We start from the raw sequence: 14,681 nt of genomic DNA, 5'->3' as shown, positions 1-14,681 counted from the left end.
GGAAACGCGCCGGGAATGTCCCCAAACCGTCGCAGCTAGCCCCTCGGCCAGGAGCCGCAAAACGTAGACTGTTCTGGTCGGCGGTCAATGACTGCCGGTCCTGGCGGGGAGTCGTGGAGATACCCGGCCACTTGACTTGACGCGCGCTACAACGCGGGCTCTCTTCGATCCGCGCGCAGCGCCCAAACCCCCTAAAGGAAGGACGTATGAGCGAAGCAAACCAGGGCGCGGTGCGCCAACTGAAACATTTCATCGACGGTCAAAACACGGCTGGCGTGAGCGGCCGGTTCAACGACGTCTACGATCCCGCGCAGGGCCGCATTACGGCGCGCGTGCCGGTTGCGAATCCCACTGAGGTTGCCGCCGCCGTCGCGGCCGCGAAAACCGCGTTTGCAGCCTGGAGCGAAACCCCGCCGCTCAAGCGCGCGCGCTTGATGTTCAAGTTCAAGGAACTGCTCGAGGCGAACCAGGACGAGGTTGCCGAACTCATTACACGCGACCACGGCAAGCTCTTCTCGGACGCTAAGGGCGAGGTGATGCGCGGCATCGAAATCGTCGAATTCGCGTGCGGCATTCCGAACCTGCTCAAGACCGATTTTACCGACCAAAGCAGCAGCGGCGTCGACAGCTGGAATTTGCGTCAGCCCGTGGGCGTGATTGCAGGCGTCACACCGTTCAATTTTCCGGTGGTGGTGCCGTGCTGGATGTTCGTCATGGCCGCCGCGACCGGCAACACATTCATCCTCAAGCCTTCGGAGCGCACGCCGTCGTCGTCGATCCGGCTGGCGGAACTCTTTATCGAGGCAGGCTTTCCCAAAGGTGTGTTCAACGTGGTGAACGGAGACAAGGGCACCGTCGATGCGCTGATTCAGCATCCCGACGTGGCCGCGATGTCCGTCGTCGCCTCCACGCCGGTGGCCGAATATATCTATGCAGAGGGCGCCAAACGCGGCAAGCGCGTGCAGGCGTTGGGCAGTGCGAAGAATCATCTCGTCGTCATGCCCGACGCGAATCTCGATCAAGCCGTCGATGCGCTGATCAATTCGGCGTATGGCTCGGCGGGCGAGCGCTGCATGGCGACCTCGGTCGCGGTGGCGGTAGGCAGCATTGGCGACGAACTGATCGAGCGTCTCGCGCCGCGCGTGCGTGCGCTGCGCATCGGCGCGGGCATGGAGCCCGATCTGGACATGGGGCCGCTCATCAGCGCCGCGCACCGCACCAAGGTGCTGGGTTATATCGATGCGGGCGTCGCCGCTGGCGCGAAGCTCGTGGTGGACGGGCGCGGCCATACCGTGGCCGGGCACGAAGAGGGCTTCTTCCTCGGCGGCTCGCTCTTCGACGACGTGCAACCCGATATGAAGATCTATCGGGAAGAGATTTTCGGGCCGGTGCTTTCGGTGGTGCGCCTGCCCGATCTCGCCAGCGCAATCGAGCTTGTCAACGCGCACGAACTCGGCAATTGCGTCACCCTGTTCACGGCCGATGGCGCCGCGGCACGCACGTTTACACGGCAGATTCAGATCGGCATGGTGGGCATCAACGTGCCGAGTCCGGTGCCGTCGGCGTGGCATTCGTTCGGGGGCTGGAAGCGCTCGCTGTTCGGCGATCATCACGCTTACGGCGAGGAAGCCGTGCGCTTCTACACGCGCTACAAGAGCGTGACGCAGCGCTGGCCCGACAGCATCGACAAGGGCGCGGAATTCGCCATGCCCGCGTCGAAATAAGGTAAGCGCGGCGTGAAAACGCCGCGCGTTTGAAGATAGCCGGCGCGGGTATGGCCGGCTATCAGTCGCTTTTCAGCTTGCGCAATCGATCTTTCGATGCGGATGTTAGCTGGTCGTGATCTTCTGAACCCATTGGCTGCGCCAGCCGGGCGCTTCAAAGGATTCCGAAAAGTATTGGGTCTCGTGAACGACCTTGCCGTCACGGAATTCCATGATGCTCACGGTGAAAGCGGATCGCCCCTGGTAAGCGATGGTGTATTCGGTCACCCAGAGATTGCCTTCGCCCTGCATGCGTCTGATTTCGAAACCGGACGGCTTGCCGGGATGATGTCCCCGCAGGGCCTGCAGATTCCTGCGCCCGAGAATGCGTTCGCCCGACTGAGGGTAGTCGCAGATGGCGTCGTCGGCGTAGATGTCGTGTTCGGCTTCGAGATCGCCGGCCGCCGACGCCTGCCAGTGCGCATTCAGCGCGTCACGTATGTTCGCGTGTTGCATGAAAAACCTCCGGGATAAAGTACGGCAGCACTTCGCTGTGCAACTCGTCGAGTACGTCGGCATACGGGCGCGGCGTGACTTTCGGATTCAGCGCGACGTGGCTGACACCCGCTTCGCGTGCCTGCTCGAGGAAATGCCTGAGCGAGCGGCTGCCGATAGCGAAGCCGCCCTTGATGGCGCGGAACGGGTAGTCGGGCCGCGGGTGCAGATAGAGGTAGCCGCCAAAGGCAATCGGCCTGAAGGCTTGGCGGCCCATCGACTGGGCGACCTGGTCTTTCCAGCTCTGCACGAACGCGTCGAGCGCGGCGGGGCCGGGCACGAAGCCGAGGTAACCGTCCATGTGCGCGGCAATCCATTCGAGACTCTGCTGTGCCCGGCCGACGGCAATGGCCGGGGTACGTCCATAAGGCGGCTTGGGCAGCATGTCGAGCGTGCCGCCCGATTTGCCGAAGCGCGGCGAGGAGAACACCGGAAAAGGCTGCTCGCTGACCGTGCGGTAAGTCTCGAACGCGTCGCGAAACCGCTCGCCACGCGTATCGAAGTCGATGCCGAAGACAGGATACTCGGAAGGTCGATCTCCCGAAGACATCCCTAACAGCAGCCTTCCATTCGTCAACTGGTCGAGCGAATTCACCTGCTTGGCCAGCAAAAGCGGCTCGCGCATCGGCAAGACGATGCCGGTCGTGCCGAGGGCGATCTCGCTCGTCACTGCCGCGAGGCTCGCGATATACACCAGCGGTTCGAAGATCTGGCCCGCATCGCCGTACGCAGGGTCGTAGAACGGGATGTCGCGCATCCACAATGCGGCCACGCCCATCGCCTCGGCGCGCTGCGCCATGGCGACATGATCGCGCATGGTCGGGACGGGCGAGTCCGGATGCGTTTCGAGCGGCAGGATCAGGCCGACCGTGAGCGCGTCCTCGCGAAACACGCGGCGCCACGCGGGCTGCTCCGAAAGCGCGTGTTCGACGGGCGCGGAAGCCTTCATTGCATTGATTGCTGACATATCCATTGCGTTTCCCCTATTACCAAGCAAGGTTACGCACGATCGACGCTGGCAAAAACCACCTGAGATGAACAACAGTTGATACTCGCGGTCAATAACGCGGCAAATTCAGACGGCGGACATGCGCGTCTTGAGGCGCGGCGACATGAAGTCGAGAAACGCGCGCAGCTTGAGCGGCAGCGGCGTTTGGCCGGCATGAACGAGATGGATCGGCATGGGCGCCAGCTCAAAGGTTTCCAGAACCAGCTGCAAGCGGCCTTGCTGCACGGCGCTCGCGACCTGATAAGACAGAACCCGCGTCAAGCCGGTCCCGAGCGTCGCGGCGTCGATGGCCGATTCCGCCGTGTTCGTCACGAGCCGCGCGTGGATCGGCACGTTCTGTTCCGATTTCCCGCCGGAAAACGTCCACGCGCGCGACGAATTGATTCCCTCGAAACCGATGCACGCATGCTTCGCGAGATCGGCCGGCTCTTGCGGCGTGCCGCGCTCGGCGAGATACGCGGGGCTCGCGCACACCACGGGGCGCGTTTCGCCCAGCCGTATCGCCACGAGGCTGCTGTCCGGCAACTGGCCGATGCGCACCGCAACGTCCACGTGGTCTTCGAGAAAATTGACGTTGCGATCGGTCAGCACGAGACGCGCGTCGATCTCCGGATAGTGCGCGAGAAAGGCCGCCATCACAGGGACGACGTGCAGCCGCCCGAAGACCACGGGCGCCGTGGCCACGAGCGAGCCCTTCGGCGCCGCGTATTCGCCCGTCACGGCGCGTTCGATTTCGCCAATGTCCTCGAGAATGCGCCGGCACGAAGCGACATAGGCCTCGCCGGCCTCGGTGAGCGAGAGGTGCCGCGTGGTGCGGTGGAGCAGGCGGGTCTTCAGGTGCGCTTCGAGATCGCCGACCTTGCGGCTGACGGTCGCCAGCGGCTGGCCGAGCTGCCGGGCCGCGGCTGACAAACTGCCTGCATCGACGACTGCGATCAGGATGGACATCCCTTCGAGACGGTCCATGATCTTCTCGATAACTGGAAGGGAGATTCCCGATGCTAACGGATTCTCTTCCGGCGCGAGCGCGCAGGGCCTTGGCGTGGGCGGCTCAGGCGGTCACGCGCTAACGGCGCTGACGAGTTCGCCCGCCGTGCGCTCGCGCAGGCGCGGCGACGCGAAGTCGAGGAACGCGCGCAGCTTCAGCGGCAGGGGTGCTTGCCCCGCATGCACGAGATTGACGGGCAGCGGCGCGGCTTCAAACGCGTCGAGCACGACGCGAAGCTCGTTGGCGCGAACGGCGCGTGCAACCTGGTAGGACAGCACGCGTATCAGCCCCACGCCGAGGATCGCGGCTTCGATAGCGGCGTCCGCCGTATTCACGGCAAGCCGCGAATGAACGGGCACGGACTGCTCCGACTTGCCGGAGCCGAACGCCCACGCGCGCAGGGAAGCGAGCGCCTCGAAGGTGATGCATTGATGGCCGGTGAGGTCCGCGGGTTCGGCGGGCACGCCATGCTTCGCGAGATAGGCGGGGCTGGCGCAAATGACCCGGCGCACCATGCCCACGCGCGTCGCGATCAACGTGCTATCGGGCAATTCGCCGATGCGGACCGCGACGTCCGCGTGTTCATCCATCAGATGAACTACGCGATCCGTCAGCAGGAGATTGATGTCGATCTCCGGATAGTGCGCGAGGAATTCCGCCACCACCGGCACCACGTGCAAGCGGCCAAACGCAACGGGCGCGGTGACCACGAGCTCGCCTTTGGGCGCGGCGTATTCCCCCGTTGCGGCGCGCTCGGCTTCGCCGATGTCTTCGAGAATGCGCCGGCACGCGGCGACGTATGCGCTCCCGGCTTCCGTCAATGAAAGCTTTCGTGTCGTGCGGTGAAAGAGACGCGTCTTCAGGTGCGACTCGAGTTCCCCAACCTTGCGGCTGACCGTGGCGAGCGGCATGTCGAGGCGCCGAGCGGCAGCCGAGAGACTGCCGGCGTCGGCGACCGAAACGAGGATGGCCATGGCTTCGAGGCGATTCATGGACCCTATCAAATAGTGGAAGGATGAATCTTGATCGTGAGGGATTCTCTTCGTAAATGCAAGCGCGTAACGTTCGACCTCAATCTGGATCGCGGCAATTCGCTGCGAAGACCGGAGAAATTCAACGAATAAGGAGGTTGTCTTGAGCGGCTTACCCAGCACCCCAGAACGTGCAGCTACGCCCGCCGTCGCATCGCGCGGCAAGATCGTCATGATGGCGATCATCGCAGGAGCAGTGATCACCAACATCTATTGCACGCAGCCGATCCTGCCGCTGATCGCCGCGGGCCTGCGGGTCAACATCACAACAGTCGATTTCGTCGCGGGAGCGGCGCTGCTCGGCTTCTCAACCGGCCTCGCGCTGCTGTTGCCGCTTGGCGACCGCTTCGACCGGCGCAAGCTCGTGCTCGCCCAGATCGCGCTCGCACTCGTTTTCGCAGCGACGGCGGCGGTTGTGCCCGGCATCTGGGCGCTGATCGCGGCTTCGTTTGCGCTTGGTATCGTGAGCTGCGTGCCACAGCAGCTCGTGCCCTTTGCCGCCGTCATGTCGTTGCCGAGCGAGCGGGGGCGTAACGTCGGCACCGTCGTGAGCGGCATCATGGTCGGCATCCTGGTCGGCCGCACGATCGCCGGTGTGATCGGCGCGGCGTGGGGTTGGCGTGCGGTCTACGGCGCGGAAGCCGCGTTCATGGTGCCGGTCTTTATCGCCGCCGCGACGCTTCTGCCGAAGGGCGTGCCGTCCACGAATCTTTCGTATGGGCGTCTGCTCGCTTCGTTGTGGCCGCTCGTTCGCGACAATCGTCCGATTCGTGAATCGATGATTATCCAGGCGTTGCTGTGGGCCTGTTTCAACGCCTTCTGGGTCAATCTTGCGGCGCTGCTCAAAAGCGGGCCGTGGCACCTCGGCAGCGCCTGGGCGGGCGGCTTCGGCATCATCGGCGCAGCCGGCGCGTTCGCCGCATCGTTGGGTGGTAATGCCACCGACCGGGTGGGATTTCGCAAGGTCATCGGCGCGAGTATCGGCATTGCAACGCTTGCCTACCTGCTTCTTTCCGGCGCGGCCACGTCGCTCACGCTGCTGATCGTGGGCGTGATCGTGCTCGATATCGGCGTGCAGTCCGGTCTCGTTTCTAACCAGACTCGCGCTTTCTCAGTCGATCCGAAAGCACAAGGCCGGATCAACAGCCTCTATATGACGGCCACCTTCTTCGGCGGCGCCTTCGGTGCGACGGTCAGCGGCTGGCTCATGAGCCGCTTTGGCTGGTCGGGCATCGTCGCCTTCGGAGTCGCACTCGGCATCGTGGCTTCCGCCATCCACTGGATCGGTGCGCCTCGCGAGTCCGCGGGCCGGGTCCCATCAAACACAGATTGATTCAAGGCATCGGGAATCTGCTTGCTGGAATCCGCCGCGGTTAGGGGCGATGCCAGCTTCAATACTGGAATTATCATGATTGGCATCGTGCGCGTTGCGCTGAATCGGCCTTATACCTTCGTCGTTCTGGCCGTGTTTATCCTGATCGTTGGCGTTCTGTCGGCGTTTCGTACCCCTACGGATATTTTTCCTCCGATCAATATCCCGGTGATTAGCGTGGTATGGCAGTACACGGGGCTTTCGCCCGACCAGATGGAAGGTCGTGTGATGGCTCCGTACGAGCGGGTGTTGACGACCACCGTGAACGGTGTTCAACACATCGAGGGCACGTCGCTGACCGGCTACGGCATCGTCAAAATCTTCTTTCAGCCGGGCACCAATATCGGTACCGCGAATGCGCAGGTGACGGCCATTTCGCAGGAGATCTTGAAGCAGTTGCCGCCCTCGGCGACGCCGCCGTTCATCATCAATTACAACGCTTCGACTGTTCCGATCATTCAGCTCGCGCTTTCGGGCAAGGGCCTCTCGGAGCAGAACCTGGCGGACCTCGGCAAGAACCAGTTGCGCCCGATTCTCGCGACGGTAAACGGCGCTGCGATCCCGTTTCCGTTTGGCGGCAAGGACCGGCAGGTTCAGATCAACATCAAGCCGTCCGAACTCGAGGCGCGCTCCTTGTCGGCCGAGGATGTGCTCAATGCGTTGACGGCGCAGAACCTGGTCACGCCGGTCGGCACCGAAAAGATCGGCAACTACGAGTACACGCTGCAACTGAACGATGCGCCGGCGACGATCGCGGCCATTGCGAACCTGCCCATCAAGTCCGCCAATGGCACCGTTGTGCACATGCACGACGTCGCCGACGTGACCGACGGCAGCCCGCCGCAGCCCAATATCGTTCACGTGGAAGGCAAGCGTTCGGTGCTGCTCACCGTGTTCAAGAACGGTTCGGCATCCACCTTGTCGATTATCGGCGGCATTCGTCAGAAGGTTGCCGATGCGAAGGCCTCCTTGCCCGACGCGCTTCAGATCGACGCGATTGGCGACCAGTCGATCTTCGTCCGGTCTGCGATCAAGGGCGTGGCGCGCGAGGGCATGATTGCCGCCTTGCTCACGAGCGTCATGATCCTGCTGTTCCTGGGTAGCTGGCGCTCGACGATCATTATCGCGACTTCCATACCGCTCGCGATTCTCGGCTCGATCTCCGTGCTTTCGGTGCTCGGCGAAACGCTCAATATCATGACGCTCGGCGGCCTCGCGTTAGCGGTGGGTATTCTCGTGGACGACGCCACCGTGACCATCGAGAACATCAACTGGCACCTGGAGCAAGGCAAGGACGTCGAAAGCGCCATTCTCGATGGCGCGGCACAAATCGTAACGCCCGCGTTCGTCTCGCTGCTTTGCATCTGCATCGTATTCGTGCCGATGTTCTTCCTGAATGGCGTGGCGAGGTTCCTGTTCGTGCCGATGGCCGAGTCTGTGATCTTCGCGATGATTTCGTCGTTCATTCTGTCGCGCACCCTCGTGCCGACGATGGCGAAGTACCTGCTGAAGACCCAGGCGCATGAGCAGGGACATCGCGAGTCTGCCAACGGGTGGGCGCGCTTTCACCGTGGATTCGAGCAGCGCTTCGAGCGCGTGCGCGCGAACTACGCCGCGATGCTCGAACGGGTGCTGGAACGTCGCCGCACGTTCGTGATCGGCTTCTTTGCGTTCGTCGTGGTGTCGTTCGCGTTGATGCCGCTGCTCGGGCGCAACTTCTTCCCGGATGTCGACGCCGGCCAGATCCTGCTGCACGTGCGTGCGCCCGTGGGTACGCGCGTGGAGCGAACCGCCGAGGTTTTCGCCGAAGTGGAAGCCCAGGTTCGCGCCACGATTCCGCCGTCCGAACTGGGCACCGTGGTGGACAACATTGGACTTTCCACCAGCTCCATCAATACGGCCTACAACAACACGGGCACGATCGGCCCGCAGGACGGCGACATTCAGATCTCGCTGAAGGAAGGCCATGGGCCGACGGCCGCCTACGTGCGCAAGTTGCGTGAATCGCTGCCGCGCGCGTTTCCAGGCGTGACGTTCTCGTTCCCGCCGGCGGACATCGTGAGCCAGATCCTGAACTTCGGCTCGCCCGCACCGATTGACCTGCAGATTCGCGGCAACAATCTGCCGGCCGACTTTGCCTACGCCAACTCGCTGCTGCGTCAGATCCGCCACGTGCCCGGCGTCGTCGATGCGCGCATCGAGCAGTCGCAGGCCAATCCGCAATTCAATATCGACGTCGATCGCGACCGCGCGTCGCTTCAGGGCCTCACCGAACGCGATGTGACCAATAGCCTCGTGGTGCACATGGCGGGATCGAGCCAGATCGACCCCACCTACTGGCTGAATGCGGCCAATGGTGTGGAGTATTCGATCGTGCTCCAGACGCCGCAGTACAGCGTCGATTCGCTTTCGTCGCTCGTGAATCTCCCGGTGAGCGGCGGGGCCGAGGCCAACGATGGGCAAATTCTCGGCGGGGTCGCGAGCATTCACCGCACGGCGAGCAACGAAGTGGTGAGCAACTACAACGTGCAGCCGATGGTCGAGGTGTTCGCCACGACCCAGGGCCGCGATCTCGGCGCCGTCGCCGCCGACATTCGCCACATCGTTTCAGCCAACGCCAAGGACGCGCCCAAGGGGGCGAAGGTCGTGCTGCTCGGCCAGGCGCAGACGATGAACAACGCCTTCGGCGGTCTGTCGTTCGGGATTCTGGGCGCCGTGGTGCTGATTTACCTGCTCATCGTCGTCAATTTCCAGTCGTGGTCCGATCCGCTCGTGATCGTGGCGGCCTTGCCTGGTGCGTTGGCCGGCATCGTCTGGATGCTGTTTGCGACGGACACCACGCTCTCGGTGCCCGCACTGACGGGCGCAATCATGTGCATGGGCGTGGCCACGGCCAATTCCATTCTGGTGGTGAGTTTCAGCCGCGAACGTCTGGCCGGGCACGGCGATGCGTTCAAAGCAGCATTGGAAGCCGGTACGACCCGGTTTCGGCCGGTCCTCATGACGGCGCTCTCGATGATCATCGGCATGGCGCCGATGGCATTGAGCCTTGGCGAGGGCGGAGAGCAAAACGCGCCGTTGGGCCGCGCGGTGATTGGCGGACTGGTGTTCGCCACTGCCGCAACGCTTTTTCTCGTGCCCGCTATTTTTTGCATGATCCACTCGCGTCGGGGTCGCACATCGACGGCCGCGCAGATTACCGGAGATTCGATCCATGTCCTCTGAACCCACAACGCGCGCCGCGCTCGCGCAACGTCAGCTTTCTTTTACCGGCATTGTCGGCGGTGCGCTCGCCGTCCTCATCGTGGTGGGTGGCGTCTCGCTTCGCATGAAGCATGAGCACCAACTCAAAGACTGGACCGAGGCACAAGCTGTTCCATCCGTGAATGTTGTCGTGCCTGCCCCGGAGGCGCCAGGTGGATCGCTGGACCTGCCTGGCAGACTGGAGGCCTTCGAAAGCGCGCCCATCTATGCACGGGTGAGCGGATACCTGAAATCGTGGAGCGTCGACATCGGCACACCGGTGAAGGCCGGCCAGACGCTCGCCGAGATCGAGACGCCCGAACTCGATCAGCAGTTGATTCAGGCGAAAGCCGACCTCACGAGCGCGCAAGCCGATGCCGCGCTTGCAAAAACGACCGCCGCACGCTGGCAAAGTCTTTTGGACTCCGATTCAGTGTCGCGCCAGGAGGTCGATGACCGCACGCAGGACTATGTGGCGAAGCAGGCTCGCGTAGCGGCGGCGCAGGCCAATCTGGACCGCCTGGTCGCGACCAGGAGCTTCGCGCGGATCGTCGCCCCGTTCGACGGCGTGATCACCGCGCGCAACACCGACGTCGGCGCATTGATCAATGCGGGTGGCGGGACGGGGCCGCAACTTTTCTCCGTATCGAGCGTGGACAAGCTGCGCGTGTACGTGCGCGTGCCGCAGGAATACGTGCCGGCGGTCAAGCCGGGCGGAACCGGCACCTTCACCGTGCCGGAGTATCCCGGCAAGACGTTCACCGCCACGGTCGTGGGTCTGGCCGACTCGGTGAACGCCGCATCGGGCACGTCGCTCGTCCAGTTGATGGTCGATAACCCAGGTCATGTGCTGTTGCCGGGCGACTTCGTGAATCTGCACTTTGCGCTGCCGGCACGCGCCGACGCGTTGCGGGTGCCGGCCAGTGCACTGATATTCGACAATCGCGGGCTGCGGCTCGCCACCGTCGATCGCAGCGATACCGTTCACTTCAAACCCGTTTCGATCGTGCAGGACCTCGGCAACGCGGTCGATATCGGCTCGGGGCTGGCGCAAAGCGACCGCGTGATCGATGCGCCGCCCGATGGTCTCGTCGAAGGCGACCATGTCCAGGTGATCGCGTCTACGGCCAAAGGTGGCAAGCATGACTAAGTATCTAAAACTGGCCACGCTGGTGAGTGCCGTGGCGCTCGCTGCGTGCTCGCTCGCGCCGCATTACGAGGCGCCCGAAACGCCCGTCGCGGCGCAGTACCAGACCCAGGGGCCGTGGACCGTGGCGAGCCCTGCTGACGAGCTGGACCGTGCGGGATGGTGGAAGCTGTACAAGGAGCCCGAACTCGACGACCTAGAGCAGCGGCTGATCGCGAATAACCCCGACCTGAGCGCGGCGCTGTTTCACTATGAGCAGTCGCAGGCGTATATCAGGCAGGTCAAGTCGCAGATGTACCCGCAGGTTTCTGCTGCCGGCAATGTCCAGCGCGAGCGCGAGTCGGACACGCGGCCGTTGCGCAGCCCGACTGGGCCGACCGATTACAACTCGGCCACGCTGGGTGTCGAAGTCGACTACGAAGTGGACCTTTGGGGGCGCGTGCGCGACTCCGTTGCCGCAAGCAAGGACGAAGGGCAGGCGTCGAAAGCGGATCTCGCGTCGACGCAGTTGAGCCTGGAAATCGAGCTGGCCCGAAGCTATATCGACCTGCGGGGTCTCGATCAGCAGATTCAGCTGACCGAGGGGACCCAGGACGCGTACCAGAAGGCGCTCGACTTGACCCGCAACCGCCATGGCGCGGGCATCGTGTCGGGTCTCGACGTGGCGCGCGCCAGCAACCAGTTGTCATCGGTCCAGTCCGAACTCACTCAGATCAGGGCCAGGCGCGCATTGCTCGAGCACGCGGTGGCGGTGCTGGTCGGCGCGTCGCCTTCGGAGTTCCAGCTTGCTCCGAGTACCGATTCGATCGCGTTGCCCTTGATTCCGGTCGGAGTGCCGTCGACCCTGTTGCAAAGGCGGCCTGACGTCGCCGCAGCCGAGCGGCGCATCGCGGCGGCCAATTCAAAAATTGGCGTGGCACGCGCGGCGTACTTCCCGACGCTCACGCTCAGCGCGCAAGGCGGCGTGCAAAGCTCGGTGCTCGGGAATCTGCTCAGCCTTTCCAGTTCGTACTGGGCGATCGGACCGTCGCTGGCGGTGTATCTGCTGGACGGCGGCAAGCGCCACGCGCAGCTGGATTCCGCGAAGGAGGCCACGGCCGAGGCGGGCGCACGCTATCGCAGCGTGGTGCTGGGTTCGTTCAGGCAGGTGGAGGACAACCTCACGTTGCTCGACGATCTGGGCACCGCAACGAATCAGCAGCAGGACGCCGCCAGTGCCGCCCAAACCGCGCTCGACCTGGCGCTCGCGCGCTATCAGCGCGGCGCGGTGAGCTACCTGGATGTGGTCGAGGCGCAATCCGCCGAGCTTGAGGCGCAACGCAGCGTAATCGCGCTGCGCACGCGGCAACTCGATGCGAATGTCGACCTCATTCACGCGCTCGGCGGCGGCTGGACCACGGACGACCTGAAGGCCGGTTGAACTCAATACATCAAGGACAGCAACGTCATGAACCTGCTTGACATGATCGATTTCCCGAACCATCTGCGCGATCTGGAGGAGCGTGAGCTTCAGCGCCTCGTTGACGAGGTTCGGGAATTCGTGATCGAAAGTGTGTCGAGCACCGGCGGCCACCTGGCATCGAACCTCGGTGTGGTGGAGTTGTCGGTTGCGCTTCACTATGTATTCAACACGCCGCACGACCGCCTGGTGTGGGACGTGGGGCATCAATGCTACCCGCACAAGATCCTGACCGGCCGAAAGGCGGCCATGGCAAGCGTGCGGAAAGTGGGCGGGATGGCCGGTTTTCCCGCGCGCGAAGAGTCGCCTTACGACGCGTTCGGTGTCGGGCATGCCGGCACGTCCATATCGGCGGCAGTCGGCATGGCCCTGGGGCTGCGCGGTCGGGACGCCCGCGTCGTTGCGGTGATCGGCGATGGCTCATTGTCCGCGGGGATGGCGTATGAAGCGCTGAATCACGCGGGGTCCTGCGAAGCGCTGCCGCTGACGATTATTCTGAATGACAACCGCATGTCGATCTCACCGGCAGTAGGCGGACTCAATGATCATCTCGAGTCGCTGGTTACGCGTTGGCGCGAGGAAGCGAATGTTCCTCTAGCCAACCTGTTCGAAACACTGGGTCTGGATTACGTCGGTCCCGTCGATGGCCACGATATGGCGAGACTACTCGCCGCACTGCGGGAGGTGAAGACACGTAACCGGCCGCACGTCATTCACGTGGTGACGAAGAAAGGAAGGGGGTATCGACCCGCGGAACTGGAGCCCGTTGCCTACCACGGGCCCAGTCCGTTCGAACCCGAAACAGGGCTGGTGCGCAAGACAGGCGGCAAGCTGACCTATAGCCAGGTATTCGGCCAATGGCTGTGCGACGCGGCGGCGACGGATGAACGAATCTTCGGCATCACGCCCGCGATGAGCGAAGGCTCGTGTTTGACCGGATTCGAGGGGCGTTATCCGGATCGCTACATCGACGTGGGTATCGCGGAACAGCACGCTGTCACGCTGGCGGCCGGCCTCGCCGTTGAGGGAATGCGGCCCGTGGTCGCCATCTATTCGACGTTTCTTCAGCGCGGGTATGACCAGCTGATTCACGATGTCGCCCTGCAGAATCTGCCGGTGCTGTTCGCGCTGGATCGCGCGGGGATTGCCGGGGGCGATGGCGCCACGCACCTGGGTGCGTTCGACATTGCGGCCCTGCGTTGCGTGCCGAATATGGTGGTGATGACCCCGTCCGATGAAAAGGAATGCTATCGCATGCTGAACACCGGCCTGGCGTGGGCTGGACCGTGCGCCGTGCGATATCCGCGCGCGACAACCGGAGCCGAAGTCATTGAGCAGACGAAAGAGACGCTGCCGCTCGGCAGAGGCGTGATTTGCCGCGTGTCCGGCAAGCAGGGCGGCGCGCGGGTGGCGTTTCTGGCGTTTGGGCCCTTGCTCTCGGTCGCGATGGAAGTCGCAAAGGAGATCGATGCGACCGTGGTCGACATGCGTTTCGTCAAGCCGCTCGATGAAGACTTGTTGCTGACGGTTGCAAACGAGCACGAGGTGATCGTGACACTCGAAGAAGGCACCGTGATTGGCGGAGCGGGTGCCGCATGCGCCGAACGGATCGCGGCGGAAGGGTGGGCCGTACGCATGCTGCGGCTCGGACTTCCCGACGCGTTCGTCCAGCACGGCGACCGTTCCGAACTGCTCCGGTTGAATGGCCTGGGTGTCGCAGGCGTGCGGGAAGCCGTTCTGGCGTTTACCGAGGCGGTAGACGTACTCGACCAGGTTGAATGACCGCCCGGTGCCGCCGGTTTGGGTTACGCGATGTAAAGAGTGAATTGAGGCGGACCTGGTTGGTGGCATGGGGCGTTGATCCTATAGTTATCGACACTGGTTATCCAGACAGAGAGGTGAAACATGAAGTTCGCGATGAAAACCGAAATCCGCACGGACGATCTTGCGACGATCGTGCATGCGATGAAGTCCGTGGACGCCGACGCGAAGGTCGATGTCGATGTGGGCGCGCAAACCGTGAGCGTCGACTCGTGGCTGATGCCCGAAGAGTTTCTGGTTGCGTTCTACGACGAGAACATGGACGTGGGCATTGCCGAATGGTAGGAACGGTCAGCCGTCAGCCGTGGTGGCCCGGATGCGACGCATCCTGGCACATAAACAACCGTATTGCT

At 63.3% G+C, this 14,681-nt stretch carries 11 protein-coding genes; 7 read left to right on the top strand and 4 right to left on the bottom strand.

All coding sequences use genetic code 11. From position 1 onward, the window contains the following. Positions 1-206 precede the first annotated feature (206 nt). Positions 207-1,724 (top strand): CoA-acylating methylmalonate-semialdehyde dehydrogenase, encoded by a 1,518-nt coding sequence (locus M3A49_RS14710; protein ID WP_266229276.1) that lies wholly within the window; start codon positions 207-209, stop codon positions 1,722-1,724. 105 nt (positions 1,725-1,829) lie between these two features. On the opposite strand, the gene M3A49_RS14705 is transcribed toward M3A49_RS14710, so the two are convergent. From M3A49_RS14705 to M3A49_RS14690, 4 genes are all read right to left on the bottom strand, one after another. Next, positions 1,830-2,219: a nuclear transport factor 2 family protein gene (locus M3A49_RS14705; protein ID WP_266229275.1), complete on the bottom strand. Its 390-nt coding sequence runs from the start codon at positions 2,217-2,219 to the stop codon at positions 1,830-1,832. After that, positions 2,197-3,231 carry an LLM class oxidoreductase gene (locus M3A49_RS14700; protein WP_375541705.1) on the bottom strand — a complete coding sequence of 345 codons (1,035 nt, stop codon included), beginning with the start codon at positions 3,229-3,231 and terminating at the stop codon, positions 2,197-2,199. Before M3A49_RS14700 ends, M3A49_RS14705 begins: the two co-directional genes overlap by 23 nt. A 102-nt stretch (positions 3,232-3,333) precedes the next feature. Beyond that, a complete protein-coding gene (locus M3A49_RS14695) occupies positions 3,334-4,233 on the bottom strand; it encodes a LysR family transcriptional regulator (protein WP_266229274.1) in 900 nt (299 codons plus the stop codon). A 93-nt stretch (positions 4,234-4,326) separates the two neighbouring features. Next, a complete protein-coding gene (locus tag M3A49_RS14690) occupies positions 4,327-5,247 on the bottom strand; it encodes a LysR family transcriptional regulator (protein WP_266229273.1) in 921 nt (306 codons plus the stop codon). 142 nt (positions 5,248-5,389) lie between these two features. On the opposite strand from M3A49_RS14690, the gene M3A49_RS14685 reads away from it, so the two are divergent. The 6 genes from M3A49_RS14685 to M3A49_RS14660 all read left to right on the top strand — a co-directional run bounded on the left by M3A49_RS14685 (position 5,390) and on the right by M3A49_RS14660 (position 14,613). Next, positions 5,390-6,619 (top strand): MFS transporter, encoded by a 1,230-nt coding sequence (locus M3A49_RS14685; RefSeq protein WP_266229272.1) that lies wholly within the window; start codon positions 5,390-5,392, stop codon positions 6,617-6,619. Positions 6,620-6,694: 75 nt separating this feature from the next. After that, on the top strand, positions 6,695-9,883 hold the full coding sequence (locus tag M3A49_RS14680) for an efflux RND transporter permease subunit (RefSeq protein ID WP_266229271.1): 3,189 nt from the start codon (positions 6,695-6,697) through the stop codon (positions 9,881-9,883). Then, positions 9,873-11,051, top strand: a complete 1,179-nt coding sequence (locus tag M3A49_RS14675) for an efflux RND transporter periplasmic adaptor subunit (RefSeq protein ID WP_266229270.1) — start codon at positions 9,873-9,875, stop codon at positions 11,049-11,051. Before M3A49_RS14680 ends, M3A49_RS14675 begins: the two co-directional genes overlap by 11 nt. Next, entirely contained in the window at positions 11,044-12,468 is a 1,425-nt protein-coding gene (locus tag M3A49_RS14670) for an efflux transporter outer membrane subunit (protein ID WP_266229269.1), read from the top strand. Before M3A49_RS14675 ends, M3A49_RS14670 begins: the two co-directional genes overlap by 8 nt. A 27-nt stretch (positions 12,469-12,495) precedes the next feature. Beyond that, entirely contained in the window at positions 12,496-14,289 is a 1,794-nt protein-coding gene (dxs, locus tag M3A49_RS14665; protein ID WP_266229268.1) for a 1-deoxy-D-xylulose-5-phosphate synthase, read from the top strand. 123 nt (positions 14,290-14,412) lie between these two features. After that, the gene (locus M3A49_RS14660; RefSeq protein WP_028202259.1) at positions 14,413-14,613 is read left to right on the top strand and encodes a hypothetical protein; all 201 of its coding nucleotides are present in this window, start codon (positions 14,413-14,415) and stop codon (positions 14,611-14,613) included. Positions 14,614-14,681: the final 68 nt, after the last annotated feature.

This window comes from Paraburkholderia sp. CNPSo 3076, assembly GCF_026343935.1.
Lineage (GTDB): Bacteria > Pseudomonadota > Gammaproteobacteria > Burkholderiales > Burkholderiaceae > Paraburkholderia > Paraburkholderia nodosa.
The sequence above is the reverse complement of the archived record's forward strand: the minus strand, read 5'-3'. Positions and strand labels throughout refer to the sequence as shown.

Coding starts and splice junctions, on each gene's coding strand:
- M3A49_RS14695 (WP_266229274.1), bottom strand. CDS start 4,233: ATGGACCGTCTCGAAGGGATGTCCATCCTGATCGCAGTCGTCGATGCA.
- M3A49_RS14675 (WP_266229270.1), top strand. CDS start 9,873: ATGTCCTCTGAACCCACAACGCGCGCCGCGCTCGCGCAACGTCAGCTT.
- M3A49_RS14705 (WP_266229275.1), bottom strand. CDS start 2,219: ATGCAACACGCGAACATACGTGACGCGCTGAATGCGCACTGGCAGGCG.
- M3A49_RS14670 (WP_266229269.1), top strand. CDS start 11,044: ATGACTAAGTATCTAAAACTGGCCACGCTGGTGAGTGCCGTGGCGCTC.
- dxs (WP_266229268.1), top strand. CDS start 12,496: ATGAACCTGCTTGACATGATCGATTTCCCGAACCATCTGCGCGATCTG.
- M3A49_RS14700 (WP_375541705.1), bottom strand. CDS start 3,231: ATGGATATGTCAGCAATCAATGCAATGAAGGCTTCCGCGCCCGTCGAA.
- M3A49_RS14690 (WP_266229273.1), bottom strand. CDS start 5,247: ATGAATCGCCTCGAAGCCATGGCCATCCTCGTTTCGGTCGCCGACGCC.
- M3A49_RS14660 (WP_028202259.1), top strand. CDS start 14,413: ATGAAGTTCGCGATGAAAACCGAAATCCGCACGGACGATCTTGCGACG.
- M3A49_RS14710 (WP_266229276.1), top strand. CDS start 207: ATGAGCGAAGCAAACCAGGGCGCGGTGCGCCAACTGAAACATTTCATC.
- M3A49_RS14680 (WP_266229271.1), top strand. CDS start 6,695: ATGATTGGCATCGTGCGCGTTGCGCTGAATCGGCCTTATACCTTCGTC.